This window comes from Bifidobacterium pullorum DSM 20433 (genome assembly GCF_000771405.1).
In the GTDB taxonomy this organism is placed as follows: domain Bacteria; phylum Actinomycetota; class Actinomycetes; order Actinomycetales; family Bifidobacteriaceae; genus Bifidobacterium; species Bifidobacterium pullorum.
The window spans coordinates 1-21,620 of the sequence record NZ_JDUI01000010.1; the positions used below are offsets into that span (position 1 = coordinate 1).

The 21,620-nt window shown below is 60.0% G+C and carries 14 protein-coding genes; 10 read left to right on the top strand and 4 right to left on the bottom strand.

Features of this window, described 5'->3' with window-relative positions:
* The 6 genes from OU11_RS05970 to OU11_RS05995 all read left to right on the top strand — a co-directional run.
* A partial coding sequence (locus tag OU11_RS05970; protein ID WP_033515270.1) for a CHAP domain-containing protein occupies positions 1 to 730 on the top strand: 730 nt, incomplete at its 5' end.
* A 60-nt stretch (positions 731 to 790) separates the two neighbouring features.
* The gene (locus OU11_RS05975; RefSeq protein ID WP_152597092.1) at positions 791 to 1,495 is read left to right on the top strand and encodes a hypothetical protein; all 705 of its coding nucleotides are present in this window, start codon (positions 791 to 793) and stop codon (positions 1,493 to 1,495) included.
* Between the two features lie 55 nt (positions 1,496 to 1,550).
* Positions 1,551 to 2,687, top strand: coding sequence for an acyltransferase family protein (locus tag OU11_RS05980; protein WP_081963485.1), 1,137 nt, complete (start codon positions 1,551 to 1,553; stop codon positions 2,685 to 2,687).
* A 62-nt stretch (positions 2,688 to 2,749) separates the two neighbouring features.
* A complete protein-coding gene (locus tag OU11_RS05985) occupies positions 2,750 to 4,621 on the top strand; it encodes a glycosyltransferase family 2 protein (RefSeq protein ID WP_033515274.1) in 1,872 nt (623 codons plus the stop codon).
* 258 nt (positions 4,622 to 4,879) lie between these two features.
* Positions 4,880 to 5,707: an ABC transporter permease gene (locus OU11_RS05990; RefSeq protein ID WP_052122728.1), complete on the top strand. Its 828-nt coding sequence runs from the start codon at positions 4,880 to 4,882 to the stop codon at positions 5,705 to 5,707.
* A complete protein-coding gene (locus tag OU11_RS05995; RefSeq protein ID WP_081963486.1) occupies positions 5,707 to 7,032 on the top strand; it encodes an ABC transporter ATP-binding protein in 1,326 nt (441 codons plus the stop codon). Before OU11_RS05990 ends, OU11_RS05995 begins: the two co-directional genes overlap by 1 nt.
* On the opposite strand, the gene OU11_RS06000 is transcribed toward OU11_RS05995, so the two are convergent.
* Positions 7,010 to 9,061 (bottom strand): glycosyltransferase, encoded by a 2,052-nt coding sequence (locus tag OU11_RS06000; protein ID WP_052122729.1) that lies wholly within the window; start codon positions 9,059 to 9,061, stop codon positions 7,010 to 7,012. The genes OU11_RS05995 and OU11_RS06000 overlap by 23 nt on opposite strands.
* 149 nt (positions 9,062 to 9,210) lie before the next feature.
* On the opposite strand from OU11_RS06000, the gene OU11_RS06005 reads away from it, so the two are divergent.
* Together OU11_RS06005 and OU11_RS06010 are read left to right on the top strand one after the other, a co-directional pair.
* Positions 9,211 to 10,647 (top strand): DUF2142 domain-containing protein, encoded by a 1,437-nt coding sequence (locus OU11_RS06005; protein ID WP_033515278.1) that lies wholly within the window; start codon positions 9,211 to 9,213, stop codon positions 10,645 to 10,647.
* A gap of 275 nt (positions 10,648 to 10,922) precedes the next feature.
* Positions 10,923 to 11,585, top strand: coding sequence for an NUDIX hydrolase (locus OU11_RS06010; RefSeq protein WP_033515280.1), 663 nt, complete (start codon positions 10,923 to 10,925; stop codon positions 11,583 to 11,585).
* Between the two features lie 92 nt (positions 11,586 to 11,677).
* Here OU11_RS06010 and OU11_RS08845 read toward each other — a convergent pair whose 3' ends face one another.
* A complete protein-coding gene (locus tag OU11_RS08845) occupies positions 11,678 to 14,794 on the bottom strand; it encodes a family 43 glycosylhydrolase (protein ID WP_161782766.1) in 3,117 nt (1,038 codons plus the stop codon).
* 479 nt (positions 14,795 to 15,273) lie between these two features.
* Between OU11_RS08845 and OU11_RS06020 the strand changes: the two genes are divergently transcribed.
* Positions 15,274 to 16,011: a hypothetical protein gene (locus OU11_RS06020; RefSeq protein WP_033515282.1), complete on the top strand. Its 738-nt coding sequence runs from the start codon at positions 15,274 to 15,276 to the stop codon at positions 16,009 to 16,011.
* 127 nt (positions 16,012 to 16,138) lie between these two features.
* Here the strand turns inward: OU11_RS06020 and OU11_RS06025 are convergent, their stop codons facing one another.
* Positions 16,139 to 18,694, bottom strand: a complete 2,556-nt coding sequence (locus OU11_RS06025) for a sulfatase-like hydrolase/transferase (protein WP_223224104.1) — start codon at positions 18,692 to 18,694, stop codon at positions 16,139 to 16,141.
* Between the two features lie 124 nt (positions 18,695 to 18,818).
* Here OU11_RS06025 and OU11_RS06030 point away from each other — a divergent pair, with 124 nt between their 5' ends.
* The gene (locus OU11_RS06030) at positions 18,819 to 20,336 is read left to right on the top strand and encodes an amidohydrolase family protein (protein WP_052122732.1); all 1,518 of its coding nucleotides are present in this window, start codon (positions 18,819 to 18,821) and stop codon (positions 20,334 to 20,336) included.
* 173 nt (positions 20,337 to 20,509) lie between these two features.
* On the opposite strand, the gene OU11_RS06035 is transcribed toward OU11_RS06030, so the two are convergent.
* Positions 20,510 to 21,523: a ribose-phosphate diphosphokinase gene (locus OU11_RS06035; protein WP_033515283.1), complete on the bottom strand. Its 1,014-nt coding sequence runs from the start codon at positions 21,521 to 21,523 to the stop codon at positions 20,510 to 20,512.
* Positions 21,524 to 21,620: the final 97 nt, after the last annotated feature.

The window sequence follows — 21,620 nt, forward strand, 5'->3', positions numbered from 1 at the left end:
CGACGAGGCTACCGGCGCCATGTCCCACGGGTTCGTCTACCTGACCGGCGGCAAGAAGTGGGTGTACTACGACGAGGTCACCGGCATCATGCAGTACGGCGAACGCTACATCGACGGCGGCTGGTACTACCTCACCCCCGGAACCGGAGCCGTGGATTATGAGTGGGCGTGGATTCCCGGAAAGAACAAGTGGGTGTATTACGATCCGGTGACCGGTCGCATGGTTTATGGTGGCGTGCTAATCGATGGCAAGCCGTATTACCTTGACAAGCAGACGGGTGCGCGTTGGTCTAAGAGCCAGATTGTGAGCAAGTTGGTCGCAACCGCTCGATCGTATTACGGCAAGCATCCGGATTGCCCCGGAGCGTTGGCCGCCAACGGCGGATTGTTGTGCCCGTTCGGACCGTGTATGTCGTACGTGTGGTACGTGTTCCACCAGGCAGGTCTGGATGTGTTCCTTTGCGACGGGGCAAAAACCGGATGGCCGCACCACAACTATGACTGGTATCGGACTCGCGGACGTGTGAATATGAAGGCCCAGGTTGGCGATATCGCTTTCTACAAATTCCCGGAAACGGCATGGTCCAAAAACTATTCGGCCAGCCACGCCGGCATTGTGGTTCGTGTCGATAACGGAGGCGTGTGGGTGGCAGACGCCATCAATGATGGAATCGGTGAACACTACTCGTATTCGTGCATCCTGGGTTATGCGCATCCGTACTACGGCTGATAGGCGATTACTGTGCGCAGGAAAACGACTGTGGCGCTGTGCGCCCTTGTAATCCTTGCTATGGCGATGACCATTGGCGTATTTGTCGCCAACCGGAATCACGGGGTGCCCGTGGATGAATCGGAATCAGCAGGGGAGCAGACATACGTTACGGGACCGGAAATCTCCTCGATTGTTGATGCTTCGCTGAGAAAGTGTGTGGCTGCGGCGGTCGGGGATGCCGATGCCGGAAGCAATCGTGTTCGAGATGTGCGGACGGTGTCGGATCTGGTGTTTCCTGTGCTGGCTTCGGAGCATTCCGATTCCTGCGACGATTTGTCGGATGTTCGCAGTCTTGAGGGAATTCAGCGATTTACTGGTCTGCAAAATTTGGACATCAGTTCGTTGACCGCGCTGGAGGATGGTGCGCCGATTGCCGAACTTCACCAACTGCAGCAGTTGAATCTGGCTGAAACCCAGATAAGCAACGTGGACTTTCTTGACGGTCTGACGCATCTCTCGCAGGTTGCGTTACCTGCTTCGGCTTGCGACATATCGGTTTTGGCCGATGACGAGTCATTGCAGTCCGTGAGTGTTGGATGTACGACAGCCGACATTTCAGTTTTGGATGGTCGTGGCCTTCAACTGGTCGTTCCCGATGGGTTCCCACGAAAGCAGATAGAGCATTCGGCGCAAAGCGGTAACACTGTGACCGTGATGAATGCGGATGGGAGCATGGATATCTACCAACGGAGTGGTGACGGGATCAAAGAAACGCACATGTAGTCAAAAGAGTCAAAGGTCCGTGTGTTTCTTGGAAGTTGAATCAGGAGTGGGAATAATGCAAGCGAAGCGCGTGCGGTATTTTGATATCGCCAAAGGGATCGCCATACTTTGCGTGGTTCTTGGCCATAGCGCTTTGATTGCCCGGGGATGGGTGCCGTCACGGCTGGCGGATTGGCTGACATCGTTTTGCTTCTCGTTTCATATGCCGTTGTTCTTCTTGCTGTCCGGTTATTTCATGCATCCGGGGCGAGCATTCCGATGGCGCAGGGAATCTACGGAGTTGCTGCTGACATATGCGATTACCGCGTGTGCTGTGGTGGCCGGTGGCGCGATGTTCTCCGCACTGCTCGATGTTGAGCTGCAACCGGAGGCGGGATTGCGCGTTGCGAAGAGCTGGGCTGAAGCTGCGTTCTATGGAGCCGGCGATGTCAGCCCGCTTACCCTGTGGCCTGTGGAAAACAGAATCGGTGCGGTATGGTTTCTGCTGGCGTTGTTCTGGGCGCATCTGCTGTTGCACTGGTGTTGGCGTTTCCGTATGCCGATGATCCCCGTCGTCGCTTGCTTCGTCATCGGTTATGTGAGTTCTCGTATGGTGTGGCTTCCGTGGAGCATTCAGGCGGGCATGTGTGCGGTGCTGTTCCTGTATATCGGCCAGCTTGCCCGTGAGCATCGGGTTCTTGATTGGCTCGATTCGCATCGGTGGATGTGGCTGATGTCTGCCGTGCTGTGGGTTGCGGACATTATATGGGCCAGAGGATTGAGCATGGCCATTAACCAGTATGGCCCGCATCCGGCGCTTGCCGTTGTGGGTAGCCTTGCCGGCACGATATGCATCATCGGCTTGTCCCGTCTGGTCGATACGCATGTGGATGCGCTCGGACGTGTTCTGTCCCTGGCCGGTCGTACCAGTCTGGCAATACTGTGCGTGCACCTGGTCGAGGATGATGTGTTCCCGTGGGGACGGGTGCTTGCTGTGCTCCAGAGCTGGAATGCCTGGGTCCCGATGACGATATCGTTTTTCCTGATACGTCTGGCGTTGGATGTGGCATGTGCGGCTGTGCTGTACCGGATTCCGGTAGTGAACCGGTGGTTTTATCCGCAGCTGAGCAGGGTTGCCGGAAACGGGGACACTGATAAGATGCAGGTTCCGATTCAGGGAAACGGCATCTCGGAAGTTGCCAGTTGCCACTAGTTCGTTAGCGAACGTTTGATACAGTATTGACAGGTCAAACGCTTGTTGAAGGAGCCGTTACCATGCCGACTATGAAGTTTGCCAATATTCTGTTGGAAACAAATCCCCGGTCGCTGAAGTATCCCTCGATGTATTGCGACGCAGATCAGCCCGTCATCTATGATGATGAGGCCCGGGAATGGGTGATGTATGGCAAAGGCGTCTATGATTTTGCCACCTACTTCAACTCATTGTCGGTGATGAAGCTGACGGAATACACCATCGCTACGGGTTTTTCCCTTCACCTTGAGCTCAAAGGTGCTTCCTGCACCGTGACGCAGACCATGGGGGATGCGTTTTCCGCACACCCCCAGGTCGTTGAAGGGGTGACGCGTTCGTTGGAGGCCTCGGATGATTGGCAGACAATCGACATGCCTTTGACTATCACGGATGAGATGGTGATTGTTGGATTCACGATCGAGACCCAGGGGCGAGTCGCGATTCGCAACAGCTATTACGCGGTGGATTATGACGGCGAGTTGCGCGATGTGGAACTGGCGCTTGCCACCACCACGTTCAAGAAAGAAAGTTTTATCGAGCGCAACATCGGTCTGATCAAGGAGCAGATTCTGGCTTCCGGCGAGGACATTGCCGATCATTTCACCATGTACGTGATCGACAACGGCCGTACGCTCGATGCCGAAGGCCTGAGCGACGAGCACGTGCATGTTCGTCCGAATGACAACGTCGGTGGTGCCGGCGGTTTTACCCGCGGCATGATTGAGGCGATGGAGCAGACCCCGCAGGCGACCCACATCCTGCTGATGGATGACGATGTGGCCGTATCCCCGGAAAGCATCAAGCGTACGTACAATCTTCTGCGGTTGGTCAATGATAAGTATGCTGATGCCTTCATCAGCGGTGCGATGCTGAATTATGAGATCGGCGAAGATCAGTGGGAGGACATCGGCTTTATGACCCCGGGGGGTACGTTTGCCCCCACCAAGCCGCCGCTGCGCCTGACCAAGTTCGAGGATCTGGTCTATAACGAGATCTTCCAACCCACCAAGGTGATGCGTAAACAAAGGTATGCCGCGTGGTGGTACTGCTGCATCCCGATCGACACCATCAAGCGCGAGGGATTGCCTTTGCCGGTGTTCGTCCGCTGCGACGATGCCGAGTACGGTATTCGGTGCCGTCCTAAGTTCATGTCGATGAATGGTCTGTGCATTTGGCACATGTCATTCCATGCCCGATATAACGCTGCTGTGGAGCGTTACCAGACCACACGTAACACGATGATCGCCCAGGCCACCACGGGCATGGCGCCGAAGTCGAATTTCATGTATGAGCTGCATAACAACATCAGGCTTGAACTGAAGAAATTCGGCTATGCGAATGCGGAGCTGTGTCTGGACGCTTTCGAGGATTTCCTGAAGGGGCCTGAGTTCATCAAGCAGATGGGTGTGGCCGAAAGCTGTTTCATGCGTGCCAATAAGGTCAAGGAACGTCTGGTATCGTTCGAGGAGCTGCAAAAGCAGGCGGATGCCATTCCTGAGTTGAAGGGCTTCGACCTGAAGAAGATCGACCGTCAGCTGGTGGATGGAGACAAGCCTCGTACCCGTCTGCAGCGCCTGAACGATCTGGTCACCGACAACGGCCAGCGGTTCATCAAGACCGAGGGCGAAGGGTACGCTGTGATTCCGGTGCTGGGTTGGGTGTATCCGGCTGGCGTGATCCGCAACAAGAAGTATCTGATCGTCATCGACTGGTATAACCGTACCGGGGCCATCCGCGTCAAGGATTCCAAGCGTTTCGAGGAGATCATGAAGCGGTATCAGCGCGATCTCCGGTACTACAAGAAGCATGTCAAGCGCCTGCGTGCCGAGTATGCGGCCGCTCGCGACGAGCTGACTTCCATCAAGTACTGGAAACACTACCTGAAGATGGACTGAACTACAGTCTGACTGGCTAGTTTCGTGCTGCAAAATCCCGAAGTACACGCTTGACTTCGGGATTTTGCGGCTTTTCGTCTCGAAATGCTTGTGAGAGTGCATATTCTTCGGTAATAGGGCCATCCCGGATAGCACTTGTCAAGTATGAAAGAGCTGTCGAACGTTATCGAAAAGGTGCTGCCGTCTATCGCATTAGTCGGTCGGCTATGTTTCCGTGCGGTGTGATGTCCCCTTGGTAGGATTGGCGTTGTGACGAAAATGGTGAAGGACTTACAAGCCAAGTATGGCTACGCGTGGGTTGTGCTCCGAGGCCTGGTGAAGACGGATTTCCGTCTGCGCTATCAGGGGTCGTTCCTGGGCATCGCGTGGTCGGTGCTTAAGCCGCTGATGATGTTCTGTGTGATGTACATCGTGTTCGGCAAGTTCCTGCGCATGTCCGACGGCACCCCCACCTATCCGGTGGTGCTGTTGCTGGGTATCAGCTCCTGGCAGTTCGTGACCGAGTCCACGAATGTGGGTCTGCGGTCCGTGGTCGACCGTGGTGATTTGCTGCGCAAGATCCACTTCCCGAACTACATCGTGGTGGTGTCCGCCACCATGGGCGCGCTGATCAGCTATGCGATCAACCTGGTCGTCGTGTTCATCTTCGCGTTGTTCGCACGCGTGGAATTCACTTGGCGGGTGGTGCTGCTGCCGCTGAACATCATCGAGCTGTATGCCATCACCTTGGCATTGACGCTGATCATGGCCACCATGTATGTCTATTTCCGTGACATCGCCCATATCTGGGAGGTGCTGCAGCAGCTCATCTTCTATGCGATGCCGATCATCTACCCGTTGAGCTACGTGACGGAACGTGGCGGTATCCTGGCCACGCTGGCAAGGGCCGAGCTGTTGAACCCGATCGCGCAATCGATTCAGGATATCCGTCACAACTTCATCGCCCCGGCCACGCAGCCGACGGTGTGGAACCAGTTCGACAACTGGGGCGCGAGGTTGTTCCCGATTGCGTTGACCATATTCGCCCTGTGGCTGGGTATCTATCTGTTCCGTCGCAACAGCAGCCGTTTCGCGGAGGTGATGTAATGGAGGGGAAGATCGTACGCGATGAGCGCGAGGTCGCTGCCGAGCAGTTTCAACGTAACTACTTGCAGGCGCCGGTGGTGCTGTCCGCCGAGCATGTATCCAAGTCGTTCAAGCTGCCGACCGAACAGGCGACGGGCCTCAAGCAGGCGGTGATCAACTGGACCCGGGGCATCAAAGGCTACAAGATGCAGCAGGTGCTCAAGGACATCAGCTTCGAGGTGCATCAGGGGGAGTTCTTCGGCATCGTCGGCCGTAACGGCGGCGGCAAGTCCACGCTGCTGAAGCTGATCTCGCAGATCTACTATCCGGAGAACGGCTCAATCAACGTCAAAGGCAAGCTGGTACCGTTCATCGAGTTGGGCGTCGGCTTCAACCCTGAGCTCACCGGACGTGAGAACGTGTACCTGAACGGCGCTTTGCTCGGCTTCACCACCGAGCAGATCGACGCCATGTATGACGACATCGTCAGCTTCGCGGAACTCGAGGAGTTCATGGACCAGAAGCTGAAGAACTACTCGTCCGGCATGCAGGTGCGTCTGGCGTTCTCGGTGGCCATCAAGGCCCAGGGCGACATTCTGGTGCTGGACGAGGTGCTGGCCGTGGGTGATGAGGCGTTCCAGCGCAAGTGCAGTGATTTTTTCGCTGAAATCAAGAAGGACCCCAGCAAGACCGTGATTCTGGTGACTCACGATATGGGGTCGGTGAAAAAATACTGCACGCGGGCAATGATGATAGCCGACGGCGAGGTGGTGGCGATCGGCGATCCCGAATCGGTCTCCCAGAAGTACACGCTGGCTAATCTGGAGGCGGAGCAGAAGCTGGAGGAGGAACGGCAGGAGGCGCGCGGCGGTTATGCGAATGGGCTGAACGAGCGTTGCCCGCTGTTGCGTACGGTTCCGGTCGAGCAAAAGGTTTACACCAGCCGGGACGTGTTCCGTTTCTACGTGGAATACGAATTCAACGAGCCGGGTGATTTCTACCTGGCCATCGCGTTGCACGACATCCGCCGTGGTGGCATCACCTACGATACGGGTGCCAAGGTGTTGCGGATGAAGAAGCACGGGCATCAGAAGGTGTACTTCGAGATGCCGCTGAACTTGTTCAACGATGGCGAATTCAGACTGATCACCTCGTTGCGCACTCCCAGTCCCACTGATCCGAATTTTGCCGATCAGGTGGCGGTAGCCATCGAAGGCAATGCATGCACGTTCGTGATCAGGGATCCGGAGTGCCGGGATTCATACGCGTTGTTGAACGATTCCGCATTGCGTATCCATCCGGAACGCGACGACGTGGAAATCGTCACACCGAAGAAGTCCGCCTGAAAATCTCCTCCCACACCTCAACACTGGCCATATCGTACGCACGATAGGCTTGGGCCAGTCGGTCCCAGTCCTTGAGCATTCTGCGGGACAGGCGGAAGCCTTCCCGCAGCGCTTTGCGGTACAGTTTGCCGTTGCGTCGGCGCCAGGCCACGGAGTTGCCGTCCGGGGCTGTGACCAGCGCGGAGCTCACGTCCACAAAGGATCGCCAGAGCACGGCATCCTTGGCGGTGATCGCCGTGGCTGGCCGGGTGTCCTTGGTGCCGTCGCGGCGGGAGAGTACGGCCTTGAGCACGGCTTTGGTGCCGGCCTTGCGGATGGCCTGCGGCGAGTCCGGTTGTGCGTTGAGCTGGAACTCGCGTTCCGGTTCGGGCAGCGAGTCAAGGTCGGTGATGTCGGTGGAATCGTCGAACCCCTCGCGCGCTTTGCGTACTTCGGCCAGTTTGCCGGGCATCGACTGCACGATGTAGTCGGGGCCCCGCATGATGTCGCGCAGCCCCATATGGCGCAGCCGCAACGCCGAGTAGATGAGTTTCAGGCCCACGTTCACATCGCCGTACATCATTTCGAACATGAAGCGACGCGTCGGCTTGCCCGCGTGCAGCAGCGCGCAGATCCAACGGTTGCGCTGGAAGAAGTATTCCTCCCATGTGCGGGCGGGGTCCTTGTCATGCCAGGCCTGATGCCAGACGGCCACGCCGGGCAGGCAGACCGTACGGTAACCGTGCTCGGCCGCCCGGAGCGAGTATTCGGTGTCGTCGAATTTGATGAACACGGGCAGTGACAGGCCGATCTCGCGGATGATGCTCACCGGGATCAGGCACATCCACCAGCCGTTGAAATCGGTGTCCACGCGCCGGTGGCGTTCCGGGGTGTCGCGCAGTGGCGACGCCGCGAAATCGTGGTTGTATTCCAGGTCCATCGTGTTGCCGTACCACCAGGTGTGGCGGTTGAACCGTTCCCCCTGCGTGTACAGGATCGTGCGATTGTCCAGATGCAGCATGCCGCCGCCCACGATGGTGGGCTTGCGGGTGTAGTCGGCGAACTGCATGGCCCGCAGGATGGCTTCGGGCTCGCTGATGGCATCGTCGTCGAGCAGTTGCACGTAGTCGCTGGATGCGGCCTTCAGCGTTTCATACATGCCGCGGGAGTATCCGCCGGACCCGCCGAGATTGGCCTGCCGCAGATAGGTGAGCTGACCGCCGAGCTCGCGGGCGGTGTCCTCGAAGCCGGGCTGGTCGCGCACCAGATCGGTGCCCTGGTCCACGCAGTAGATGGTGTCGAGCCGCTGCCGCAGATCAGTATCCGCGGCGATCGCCTTGAGCTGGTCATGGCAGTACGGTGCGCGGTTGAACGTGGTGATGGTGATGGACAGTGTGGTAGGTGTGGTGCGCGTCGCCGTGCGCGCCCTGACCGGAACCGCCCACTGCGCGTCCGAAACGGTCAGCGGCGTATCGGCACCGGCTTTGGCGTCGAACCAGAAGTAGCCGCCGTCAACCAGACCGGTCATCGGGATGGACGCGGACACGGTGCGCGGCTCGTCAGCGGCGTCCACGTCGAGCGTCGTAACGGGGGAGAACAGTCCGCGGCCCGTGGAACGGAACAGCGTCACGGTGCCACGCCCCTGCACCGTGGCCGTGAACCGCACCCGGTCGACGCCGGTCCATCGCCGCCAATACCCGGCGGGGAACGCGTTGAAGAACGTGCACAGCGAAACATGGCGGGCGGCGTGGACGGTCATCGAGCGGCGGGAGTCCACGGTGAAGACCTCGTCCGTGCCGGTGGCGGGCCGGGCGTCGGCGCTTTCACGCATCAGGCGCTGGAAACCGGACTTGTTCATGGACGGCAGGTCGATGCGATGCAGGTCCACACGCGGGTCGAACACCTGGTCGGTCAGGTGCGGACGCGTCCATTCAATGGCGTACAGCGGCATGGTCAGGTCTTGGTCCCGGGTCGGGAACACAACCCGGTTGACCGTCTCCCATTCATGCTCGGACGTTTCCTGGCCGTGGCGGATGCTCAGTGATGACATGCTCCCAATTATAGGGAGAAGGCCGGTTTGCCATAATAAGTGAGCGCGAAATCGTTGTTCATACGGCAATGAGGGCGAGTGCGCGCTCACCCTTTACGCCAAACAACGAGACGTTCCATATCGCACGCCGGGTGCCATAATGGGTAACTATGGAGATGAAGGGGTTGACAGTAATAATCCGCAGGCTGATGCCGATGGTAACCGCCATAGGGGTGGTTTTAATCGGCGGCTGGTGCATGTTGGCCACGGCACCTGGCCATATCCCGGATATCTGGTCCCATATCTATCGGATAGCAGGTATCGTCAACGGTGACGTGATGGTGCGGCCGGTTGATTCCGTCAGCTACCTGCATGGTGGAATCGGTAACGTCGGCGGACATGTCGACTGGGAATGGATCGAGTACTCCCAACAGCATTATGACGGTTACGATCCTACTGTCGTTCGTTCTGACTCCATCAAAGTGTTCGACGAATCCGGGGCGGACGTACCGTATAACAACACTGCCACCAATAGCCCTGTCGCGTACTTGCCGCAACTGGTCGTATTCGGCGTCGGCAAGATGCAAGGGTTCCCCGCCGACGTCACGTATCATCTTGCCGAATTGTTGATGCTGCTGATATATGCGGGGTGTGCAGCCGCGTCGGTGGCGCTGCTGCCGCGATGGCGGATTATTGTCGGACTGGCGATGTTGTGTCCGCTTCTGATACGCCGATATGCCTTCGCGATTTCCGCCGATTCGTTGACTCAAGCGTTGGCGTTCCTGTTTTCGTGTATGGTTTTTCGGACTTTATATTGCAAGGTTTCGAACCGATATTGCATAGTTGTGGCTTGTGTGTCGGTGCTGCTGGCGATGTGCAAGTTCATTTATGCGCCTATGGTTGCGCTGGCGTTATTAATACCGTACATGCAGCGTGGTCTGAGTGGTGACGATGCTGGAACCGCTTCTGAGGCAGAGACTGCGCGCCGGCTGGCCGTCTGGCGAGATCCGCGACTATGGATTTGCGCGGCGGGCGATGCACTGGCTTTCCTGTGGCTGGCGGTATGGATGCGAACGACGAATTGGTTCGTGACCACTCCCATGATTGTCTCCTATGACCAGATGTCCGAAAAGAAAGCGGAGCTGCTCTCCGGTCCTGCCGGCATCCTGGATATGCTGCATGCGGTGTGGATCGCAATCGTTCATGGCAAAGCGAATCTCGATTCGCGAGCCGATAGTCTGGTTATTACGATGTTTTGGGCATTGTGGGGGCTGGTGGCCATCGTATTGCTGGCGGCAAGCGTCGCGCGCACTATGTCCAAGCGCAGGCTGGTGTTCTGGTGGTGTGCGGTCGTGGTTTCGACGGGGATCATGCTGTTGACTTATGTGGCGTTGTGGCTGCAATACACGCCGGTGGGCGCAGCCGTGGTCGAGGGCATGCAGCACAGGTATTTCTTCCCGCTGGTTATTCTTATGCTGCTGTGTGGCCTCGAATGTTTGCACGGGCTATGGTATCGCCGTCGAGTGTGTGAAAGCGGACTGGCGCGTACGAACGGAAGTGGATCGGTGGACTCGCGTCAGGCAGAGACGTTGCTTGTGCCCCGGTGACGGACGACGAGTGCGACGACCTGGTCGAGTCGAAACGGGGCGGAAGCCCAATGAGGCACGCGTCAAGAAAGTCAGCGGGCTAGCGGAGTCCGGTGCAATAACGGAAAACCTCGGGCGTTTCCTGGCCGTGGCGGATGCTCAGTGATGACATGCTCCCAATTATAGGGAGAAGGCCGGGGCTTGCCATAAGATACTGGATAATCGAACATCGAGCTTGTTCGGTTGGTAGGATGAACGGTATTGACGGTATCGGTACACGCGAAAGGCAGTGGGGCATGAGCGCGGATGTGAACGCTTCGGAGTTGGGGGAGGACACGGAACGGTCGCTGGTGGGCGATATCCGCACCGGTTTGGAGACGGATTTCGTCGTGCGGGGCGAGCAGGTGGTGTTCCAAGGCGACGACGACGCGCAGTTCGCCGTCATTCGCGCGGACGTATCGCCTGCCGATGACGCCGGGACCGGTGATGCGTCGGAGGACGCCCCGGTCTATCCCGTGTATTTCGCGCAGGTGCGCGGCGGTCAGCCCAGTGTGGTGTGCGTGGCGGTTCGCCCGGACGGGCGCATCCTGCTGGTGCGGCATTGGCGCATCGCCACGGATTCCTACGAATGGGAGTTCCCGCGTAGCTTGGGCGAGCCGGACATGATCGCCGGTGCCACCGCGGAATACGAGCTGATGAAGGAGACGGGCATCCGTCCGCTCTCGCATCGGACCCTGCAGATGATCCACGCCGACACCGGCAAACTGCGCGACTCCATCGCCGTGGTGGAGCTCAGGGTCGCGTCGGACAGGGCCGATGCCGCCATGCTCAACGATCCCCGTCTGCAATGGCTGGAGCCCGCCGAATTCGACGAGATGGTGCGCGCCGGCAACATCATGGATGGCGTGACGCTATCCGCCTACCTCATCTGGAGAACGCGGGCGGAAGGCGGCGCGTAGCCTGTGTTGCGCCCGCAAGGGCAGTGTGAAACGAAAACCGGCGGGATGAATTGAACGTTCGCCCCGCCGGCTTCCATGGTCAGCCGATTTCGTCAGCGACGGTTACGACGCGCAAGAGCGCACGCGCCACCGATAACGATTGCGGCAATGGCGGCAATCAGGACGGGTACCGTCGCCGAGCCGGATTGCGCCAACGGCTTGTTTCCGTTCTGGCCGTCCGCCTGCGTGACGTTATCCTGATCGGACGATCCACCCTGATCGGCGGGCTTGTCCTGGTCGGACGGGGCGTTGGGCTCGTTCTGTCCCGGGGCATCGGGGTCAGCAGGATCCGTCGGGCACGGCACGATTTCAGCGGTCGGCGGGTCGATGGCCTTCGCTCCCCAGAACGCGGCGCGTCCGGTCTGATACTGCGCGTCCGGGCCGGCGTCGGGGAACACGTCGCCGCCAACGCCGGTGAAGAACATCGCGTAATCGCCGGTTTCGGTGGTTTGCGTACCCAGAGTGGCCGTGTAGGAGCCGTGCAGGAGGCTGCCTGCGTCAGCGGTGTCGATGGCAAGGGACACCGCGGTGCCGTCCACACTCCACGAACCGGTGGCTGCTCCGCTGATCGTGCCATCGGCGTTCAGCGTGACAGTGAGGGCATGGTAGATCGCGTTGCTGGCGTCGCCGCCGCCAGCGTAGAACGCGGTCGGGCTATGCACCACGATCTCATAGTCGCCGGCCACCTGCTCGGTGGTATAGGAGTCCTGCTGCCGGACGGTACCGGACTTCTCGTACGGCGCCATGACCAACCATCCGTCGGGGGAAACGACCATGGGTTGCACCCGAACCTGATGCTCCTCGAGGTTGCCTTCGGTGCGCACGAAACGCGTGTGGAACACGTTGTAGATGCTGCCGTCGTCATCGGTCAGGATGGCATTGCCTCCTTGGGCGGTCTTGACGCTTTCCGAGCCGGTCTGATCATACGAGCTCAGGATGCGCAGGCCGCGGTTGAAGGCCTTGTCGTCGGACACGTTCTGGGTGTATACCGCCGAGTTGCCGTTCTGGTCCACATACGGTCCAGTGATGTTCTCGGAACGGAACTCGCGCATCTGATAGCCGCCGGTTTGAGTCAGGCCGCCGTACGAGAGGAACATGTACCAGTAGTCGCCCTGCTTGGTGATCGCCACGCCTTCGCCGGAGTTGCCGTAGCCGCCGGCCAGCTTGTGTCCGTAATAGGCGTCGGAGACATTCGGCACGGTCTCGTAGGTGGTGGTGTAGTCGCGCAGGCCGGTGGCCGGGTCGAGCTTGATCATCCAGATGCCACCGAACCAGGAGCCGAGCGCCATCCACATATCGTCGCCGTCGTACTTCACGCTGGCGTCGATGGCGTTGATGCCGGTGTCCTGCAGACTGTCGTAGCGGCTCAGGTCCGCGCCCTCGCCCAACACCTGGTAAACGTCGGTCTGGTCGGCGTTGCTGGCGTTGAAACCGGAGTAGATGACCGGACCAACGTAGGTCCAGTCGCCCTCGATGTCATCGGCGGTGAGCAGCACCATTACGGTTTTCTGGTATTGCGCGCCGCCGCCGTTGATGCTCAGATACATGCACCACTTGTTCATCGTCGGGTTCCATACCACCTCCGGCGCCCACATGTTGCCTGCGAGGTCGGGATTGGTGTCCTGCTTCGGCCAGGCTTCCCAGATATCGCCAAGCACGGTCTGGTAGTCGGTGACAAGGTTGTTGGTGAAGTATTCCCAGTGCTGCAGGTCGGTGCTCTTAGCGAACGCGCGGTGCGAGCCGAAGATGTAGTACTTGCCGTTGGCCTTGATGATGCCGGGGTCGTGGGAGGTCACGCGGGCGTGCGTCGGATCGTCGCCGGTGGCTGCGGGCTGGACCATCACGTCAATGGCTTTGACGATCGGTTCAGGGAACGTGTCGGAGACGATTGTGGCAGTCAACGTGACAACTTGCGCTTCGCCGCAGGACGGGCGGGTCACAACGGTGGTGTAGGAGGCGGACCCTTCGGTGAGCGGTTCGATTGCCAGAAGATCCGGGTTGGAGGAGGCCCAGGAGACCGTGCCGTCCATGTCGTAGGAGTCGACATGGACCGTGGCGGGCAACAGCAGGCTGCCGCGCACGTCGTCGGGGTTGTCTACGACGACGTTGGCGGCCACGATTTCACGCAGCTCATCTTCGGACACGTCGCGGGGCACCGTGACCGTGAACTCGCGGGTCACCGGTTCGGTCGGGGTCTCCATCTCGCCCAACGGAGTAAGGACGGCGGTCAAGGTGACGACGACGTCCTGGGACTGGGGAACGACGTTCGCGGTTCCAGCGTCATTGATGTGGAGCGCATTTTCGTCGGACGATGTCCATGTGACGGTGGCGTTGCGTGTGGTGGTCGGCAAGGTGAAGTCGGCGTTCGCGTAGCCCGGGACTTCGATGGCTGAAGCCTGGGTGCCGAGCAGGTCGGCGACGCCTTCGGCGGGCAGGGTCTCGGCGATCTGCTGCTGGGTCATTGCGCCGTCGTATACGGTGAACGACTTGATGGCACCGTGATAGTACGCGTCGCCCACGCCCGGGTAGCGGGATTCGCCGATGACGTTGTGGGTGTGGTCACCGAACTGTGCGGGATTGGTGGTGACCGGGCTGCTGCCGACCTCGCGTCCATTGATGTACAAGGTCACGGTGTTGGTCGTGCCGTCAATGGTGGCGGTGAAGGTCTGGAACTGCTCCATCGACAGGTTCTCGGAGGCGGAGAAGAATGTCTCTCCCGCGCCGTTTTCCTTGGAGGTGATGGAGGTGTAGAGCGATGTGTGGGTGGATGCGGCCCAGGAGCCTTTGGCGGTCTGGCCTGTGCCTCCGAGGGACCACAGGTAGGTCCATTGACTGCCGGAGCTGTTGAATTCGTCATTGCGCACCACTGTGGAGATGGTGGCGGAGGCGTGGTCCTTGAGGATATCGTCAGGCAGCTTCACGTAGTAGCTGCCATCCATTTGCAGGGCGCCTTCCTCGTAACGCCCTTCCGTCATACCGTTCGCATCGGTGACGACGGCGTCGCCGAATGGCGAGCTCTCTACATCGTTGGTGACGGTGGCGGTGCCGGTAGTGGCTGTGGAGAAGTCGTAGCTGACGATGGGTTGCGGCGTACTCTCTTCCGCGGAAGCCGAGGACGCGCCGAACCCGGCAATGCCGAGCAGTAGCGCGGCAGCGGTCAGCGCGGCCACCGGTTTGGTTCCGATGGTTCCGTGTGAACCGGAAGACGTCAACGTTCTATAACGTTGTAAATTTCGCATATGACCTTCCTTGTCTCTGATATGCGTGGTGTGCGGATGATGGGAGCACGTTGCCGTCACGCCGGTATGGTGTATCGGAGTGTTGACGTGTGTGGCCCCTCATGCTGCGGCATCGCTGCCGTTGTGGTCCACTGTAGCATTGTTTTCAACGTTGTATATATGCGGTGCGTATACCCAAAGAGGGAACCGTTGGTATTGCAAGGAACTCACGGCGTGCCGCATACGGTGGCCAGGCGGGGTGTCGTCGGGTGTCGCGCCGATGGACGTAAGCATTGCTGGTGTCGATGGACAAGCTATCGGGACTGCGGGATAACGTCGAAACGGATGGGTGCCATGTCGGCGGAACGTCTGCGCGGTACCATCGACGTGGAAGGGATAACCGGCATCCGAGGTGATTGAAGGAGCGGACCATGGATTGGACATGGTGTGATGCGGTGAGCGCCATCGGCAACGTCGTCATGGCGTTGACCGCGCTGGCGGCGCTGATTTTTGCGGGTATTCAGTGTCGTGACTCCCTCAGGCAGCAGCGGCGGGACGAGGAATTGGAACGCAAACAGGATGAGCGTGAGGTGGAAGCCCGCGAACGACATGACCGGGAATTGCGGGAATCACGCAACCGTGAGGTGTTCCGCGACAGGCAACGCGAAATTTCCCATGTGGAGGCATTCGCCGTCATGCAACGGCGCTCCGGAGACTCGGGCAAACCACAGTTTCAGTATGGTATCGAGCTCAGTGTGCCCACCGAAGCTTCGATTTTCGACGTGCGGCTTTGGGTCCGGTGGGTCGAGAGCGAGTTCACCCAGGCGCCCCGATGCCGCGCCGGTGCGGGTGACGACGGGAAGGGGAAATGCTATGCGGTTCCGGGCGTATCCCACCCATGGCGCATGGTTCGTCCCGGCAACTGGCTGATCCGTCCCGCCAGCACATACCCCTGGACCCATCCGCAACCGCTGCCATCCGACTCGGATTGGATATCGATCTACAGCACCAAGGATGAGCATCAGGTCATCGAAATCGAATTCACCGACTGCTACGGCAATACATGGCGGCGCCGATACAATGCGGACGCGGCGGAAACCTATGCGGCGGCCTTCGAACTGACATACGCCAATGAAAAAGAACTGAAGAACTTCGTCGTTGGCGAATAAGCACGTATCTGAGGCCATGGTGTGCGCCGGCAGCATCATGGACGGTGTGACGCCGCCCACCTGCCTTATCTGAAGAACACGGGCGGAAGGCTGCACGTAGGATGATGCGGAACGGCGCACGTCCGACTCAAGGTAAGTCGAAGAAATCCGTCTGGTAGAGGTATCCCTTGCCCGCGGTCAGATCGTACTGCACAAGCCGGTAATCCTCGAGCAACTGACTGGCATCGGACGGTAGTGAATCCACGTCCACCACATTGCCTTGCGCGTCCAAGCACGTGGTCGTGCCTTCGCCGAGGCCGCCCGTCTTCATGATGATGCGGCTGAGTGCGGGAACCTCGTCGTGCGCCATCGTCAGGAACGCCAGATAGGGGGAGACCTTGGCGTTCATGTGCTCCGCCGCGGAAGACATGAAGTAATTCGACGATGTGTAATCGGATGTCTGCGCGGGCAGTTTGACGTCATGGGACTTGGATGCAGCGTTCGACCAGATGAAGTAGTCGGTCTCGTGTAGGGTCACGGCGTTGTTCTCATCGGCGTAGGCCGTCTCGTAGATGCCGGGCAGATGATCGCCATAGAAGATCACGGTGACCGGCTCGTCAAGGGCGTCAAGCTGGCTGAGGAATTCGGCGGTGGCTTGGTCCGTGATACTGATGCCTTTCGTATAGTTGTCGATCTGCCAGCGTTCGCCGTCGGGCAGGTTGGAGATGTCGGCCGCGTGGAACTCGTTGTCAAAGTAGTAGTCGCCGTACGGCACGTGATTCTGCATGGTTACCAGTTGGATGAACTGGGGGTCGTCGGACTGCTCTAGGGCGTCCAACACGTTTCGGTAGGAGGCGGCGTCGCTGACCTGCGGGGAATTGTCGATGCGGTCCTGATGGTCGATTTCAGGGTCGCTGTCCAGCGTGTAGAGGTGGGAGAAACCGAACTTCTTGTAATTCGAATCGCGGAAATACATGCTCTTGTAGTACGGGTGGAACGCGACGGACGCTTCGTCGCCGTACCGTTCCGTCCACAATTGATTGAACGAGTACGCCTGCTTCATCTTGGGCAGCAGCTGCTGGTAAGGGACGATCAGGGAGGGATCGAAATTCGCCAGCGTCAGTCCGGTGAGCGCCTGGTATTCGATGTTGGCGGTGCCGCCGCCGTATCCGGGCGAGAGCATGAGCCCGGAGGTCGTTTGGTTTTTCACCTCCCGGATGTTCGGCATCGGATCGATGGTGAAATCGACTCCGGGCACTCGTGTCGGATCGGAGAGAGTTTCCGAGAGCACCATGATGACGGTGCTGTCGGTCAAATCCGTGGTTCGGGTGTCGTTCAATTCGGAGGCCGCGTCACGGTACCGCCGCGCCACGGCATTCATGGCGTCCTCGCTGTAATCCTCAGGCTTGTCCATTGTGGTGGTGTGCGCCAAACGGAGGAAGGCCATGGCTGGACCGTTGTTCTGCGCATCCATGATGCTGTTCCATAACTCGGGACGGTCGGAGAGACTTTGTGCCCACTGCTGGGCCCAGGAATTGGAGATGCCGAGGTTCCACACCAATGAGAACAGCAGTGTGAAACTGGCTGCGGCCGCTGTGACACGGGTGGCTGCCAGCATAATGTTCTTGATGTTCAGGAAGCGCGAGGGGCGCCACGTGCAGGGAATCAACCCGTTGCGGCGATCAAGGAATTGCAGCAGGACGCAGATCACCACGAACCAGATGATGCCGGTGACGGTGTCGGCGATCAGCTGCTGTCCCTCCTCCGGCACGAATGACATGAGTTCCCCGGTGTTGCCGCCGGAGATGAAACTGAGATCGGCGGGAATGATGGGCTCGTTGCGGAACTGGACCTTGAAATGGTTGGCGACGGCGAACGTGACCATCACGCTGCCGAAGATCGCAGTCGCCACCCAGAAACGGTTGAGCAGCGTGACGACCACCAGATAGATCAGGCCCAACAACAGGAAGTTGAGCAGGAACGTCATCTTCTCTTCGATCCACATCTGGCAGACGAATTTCGTCAGCTGACCGATGATGCCGTTGAGCGCACGCGTCGTATCATCGACCTGGGCGTCTTCGGCGTAGGTCGGCTCCTCACAGACGCTCCACTGCAGAAACAGCACGGCCGCGGCCGTCACCAGCACGAAGATGATTGCGTATAACGCGAACGACAGTTTCGGGCGTTTGCGCCATACGGCACGGATGCCACGGCCTGCAGGCGCAAGAGCGTTCAGCGTGGCGCGGATGCCGTGACCGATGGGCGCGAGAGCCTGTAGCGCGGCGCGGGCTTTGCCTTTCAACGTTTCGTCGGGTTCAGGAGTCCTCTCTGGTTGCAGGTCTTCCTCCGGGCTCTCGGGGTCTGCTGGTTCTTCTTTGATTGTTGGCGGTTCCTCGGAGTTTTCGTTGTTGTCTGAAGTCTTTGCCGATTCCGCGTCGTCTTCGGTTCCGGCCGGTTCGTCGGTTATCTCGAGATTCCCCGACTGAACGGTGTCTTCGTGTTCCGTGGACTCTCCGGTGGCTTCCTCTCCGGCGGTTCCCTCTCCGGCGGTTCCCTCTCCGGTGGTTCCCTCGTCGGTGGTTTCCTCGCCGGCGGTTTCATCCATAGTTCCCTCATCCCCCGGATGAGTCTCCTGGGCGTCCTTGTCCGGGATTTCAGTATCGTCGTTGTTGCACATGTCACCGTTGGTTCTGTTGACGTTCATTCCAGCCGCAACATTCTACACTGTCAAGCTGGACCGGTTCGGTCGGCTGCATCCGGCTTCGAGGACGGTGCGGGTAATCCGGTAAGCTGGGGGTATTGCGAATCATCGGAAACAAGGAGCATCGATGCCTGTCACGACGTCCGCCGAATCCGCCACATCAGCCACAGCCCCCACCGCCGTGGACCTGAGCGCCGTCGCCTTCGCCGTCGAAGGTGCGGCCTACAGCAGCGAGAGCGAAACCCACGTCGCATATCGCCCGCAGTCGCTGTATCTCATCGGCGCGGACGGCGTCATCGCGGCCGTCCTCACGCCGGACAACCTGCAATACCACGCCGTCCGCGCCGAATTGGCCCGGCTCAACCGTCTCACCAGTCTCGCCGACGGACAGTATCTGCTCCCCGGCTTCTCCGACCTGCATCTGCACGCCCCGCAGTGGGCGCAGGCCGGTGCCGCCCTGGACGAGCCGCTCGAACGCTGGCTCGGCCGCTACACGTTCCCCACCGAGGCGCGGTTCAAGGACCTCGCATACGCCGACCGTGCCCATCGTCACCTTGTCCAGGCCACGCTCGCACGTGGCACCACCAGCGTCCTGTACTACGACACCATCGATCGGGCCGCCGCCGTCAACCTGGCACATGTGTGCACCGAACTCGGCCAGCGCGGGTTCATCGGCAAGGTCGTCATGGACGATCCGGCCGCCAACCCCGAGTACTATCGCGAGGACACCGCCACGGCATTGGGCGAAACCGAACGGTTCGTCAACGAGGTGCGCGAGTTCGCAGGCGAGTTTTCAGGCGGTGGCTCCGCGGGCGATCCCGTTCGCCTCTCCGGCTCGGACCGTGATCTATCGGGCAGCGCTGGTCGCAGCCTTGACGCGACACCGTCGCTCGTCCAGCCGGTCATCACCCCACGGTTCATCCCCAGCTGTACCGACGAGGCTCTGGAAGGATTGGGGGCGTTGGCCGCGAAGTACCACTGCTTCACCCAGTCGCACTGTTCGGAAAGCGACTGGGAACACCACACCGTGTTCGAACGCTACGGGCGATCGGACACGGAGGCGCTCGACATGTTCGGGTTGCTGACCGACCGCACGGTCATGCACCACTGCGTATACCTGTCCGAATCCGATGCGGACCTGTTCGCGAGGCGAGGCGCGGCCGTGGCCCACTGCCCATTGTCCAACGCGTATTTCGCGAACGCGGTGGCGCCGGTGCGGCGGTATCGGCGGCAGGGCGTCACGGTCGGGCTCGGCACCGACATCTCCGGCGGATACGATCCGAGCGTGCATGCGATGGTTCGTCTGGCGGCGATCGTGTCGCGCAACCTGGAATCCGGCGTCGACGCTTCCCGTGCGGCGGATGAGCGCGGGGGAGTGGCGGACGCGCTGGTCACTCTTGATCGGGCGTTCTATCTGGCCACCGTCGGCGGTGCGGAGGCGTTGGGCGTGCGCGCCGGACGCTTGGAAGCCGGCTACGCGTGGGACGTGCAGCTCATCGACGTGCATGCGCCGGGCGGCGATCTGCCGATCTTCGAACGTGATGAGGATCCGGCGATCACCTTCCAGAAGATCATGAACCTCTCGACACCGGCGAACATCCGAGCCGTATGGGTGCAGGGGCGTCTGGCCCATGGGGACTGCTAGGTAGCCCTTTTGATGCAGTCTCACGGTGCTTGTGCTTCAGATGGGCCAGTTGCCGGGCTGTAGGTGGCCCTTTTGATGCAGGCTTACGGTGTTGCTGCAACAAAAGGGCCGGCATCGTCTCGATACGACGATGCCGGCCCTTGCGCTGAATGCTTACAAGCTGAGGCGGTGGCTTACGCGTAGATGTTGCGCGGGCGCATATCCTCGGGCAGTCCGTTGAGCAGCGTGCTGACCGAGCCGGATTCAAACACCGAGCGGACGCCGGCCGCCAGCAGCGGCGCCACGGAAAGTACGGTCATATTCGGCAGGCGCTTCTCTTCGGGCACCGGCACGGTATCCATGAGCACGATCTCGCGCGCACCGCACTGGCTCAGGCGCTCCACGGCGGGACCGGAGAGCAGGCCATGCGTGGCCACCAGGGTCACGGAGGCGGCACCGGCGTTGGTCAGGGTGCGCACAGCCTCGCAGATGGTGCCGGCGGTATCGATCATGTCGTCGACGACCACGCAGTCGCGGCCCTTGACTTCGCCGATGATGCCGTGGGCTTCGGCGCAGTTCGGACGCGTGGTGTCGCGGGTCTTGTGGATGAAGGCGAGCGGCAGTCCGCCCAGCTTGGCGGCCCACTGTTCGGAGACCTTGATGCGGCCGGCGTCAGGGGAGACGATGGTGGTGTTTTCCAAAGGCAGATGGCCGCGCACATAGTCGAGCAGCACCGGCATGGCGGTCAGATGGTCGACGGGGCCGTTGAAGAATCCCTGCTCCTGCGCGGCATGCAGGTCGACGGTCATGATGCGGTCCGCGCCGGCGGTGCGGAACAGGTCGAAGATCAGTCGCGCGGTGATCGGCTCGCGGCCCTGGTGCTTCTTGTCCTGGCGCGAATAGCCCATGAAGGGGCAGACGGCGGTGATGGAGCGTGCGGAGGCGCGCTTGAGCGCGTCGATCATGATGAGCTGCTCCATGATCCATGTGTTGATCGGAGCGGTGTGCGACTGCATGACGAACACGTCGGCGCCGCGCACCGGCTCGGTGAAACGGATGTACATCTCGCCGTTCGCGAAGTCGTAGGCGGTGGTTTCCAACACCGTGGTTCCAAGGTATTTGGCGGTTTCCGTGGCTTGTTCGGGGTAGGCGCGTCCCGTTACCAGCGCCAGTCGCTTATCCGGTGTGCCTTCGAGAATCGCCGACATGATCCGCCTTTCCTTGATACCGTGCCGCTTGCATGCCGTTGTATGGCATGGTGCAAACCGTATTCCAATATACAAGCAACCCGCCACCCGAATGCGG

Bases quoted from the DNA above. Each gene is read 5' to 3' on its own strand.
- OU11_RS05975 (WP_152597092.1), top strand. From the start codon at position 791: ATGGCGATGACCATTGGCGTATTTGTCGCCAACCGGAATCACGGGGTG.
- OU11_RS05980 (WP_081963485.1), top strand. From the start codon at position 1,551: ATGCAAGCGAAGCGCGTGCGGTATTTTGATATCGCCAAAGGGATCGCC.
- OU11_RS05985 (WP_033515274.1), top strand. From the start codon at position 2,750: ATGCCGACTATGAAGTTTGCCAATATTCTGTTGGAAACAAATCCCCGG.
- OU11_RS05990 (WP_052122728.1), top strand. From the start codon at position 4,880: ATGGTGAAGGACTTACAAGCCAAGTATGGCTACGCGTGGGTTGTGCTC.
- OU11_RS05995 (WP_081963486.1), top strand. From the start codon at position 5,707: ATGGAGGGGAAGATCGTACGCGATGAGCGCGAGGTCGCTGCCGAGCAG.
- OU11_RS06000 (WP_052122729.1), bottom strand. From the start codon at position 9,061: ATGTCATCACTGAGCATCCGCCACGGCCAGGAAACGTCCGAGCATGAA.
- OU11_RS06005 (WP_033515278.1), top strand. From the start codon at position 9,211: ATGGAGATGAAGGGGTTGACAGTAATAATCCGCAGGCTGATGCCGATG.
- OU11_RS06010 (WP_033515280.1), top strand. From the start codon at position 10,923: ATGAGCGCGGATGTGAACGCTTCGGAGTTGGGGGAGGACACGGAACGG.
- OU11_RS06020 (WP_033515282.1), top strand. From the start codon at position 15,274: ATGGATTGGACATGGTGTGATGCGGTGAGCGCCATCGGCAACGTCGTC.
- OU11_RS06025 (WP_223224104.1), bottom strand. From the start codon at position 18,694: ATGAACGTCAACAGAACCAACGGTGACATGTGCAACAACGACGATACT.
- OU11_RS06030 (WP_052122732.1), top strand. From the start codon at position 18,819: ATGCCTGTCACGACGTCCGCCGAATCCGCCACATCAGCCACAGCCCCC.
- OU11_RS06035 (WP_033515283.1), bottom strand. From the start codon at position 21,523: ATGTCGGCGATTCTCGAAGGCACACCGGATAAGCGACTGGCGCTGGTA.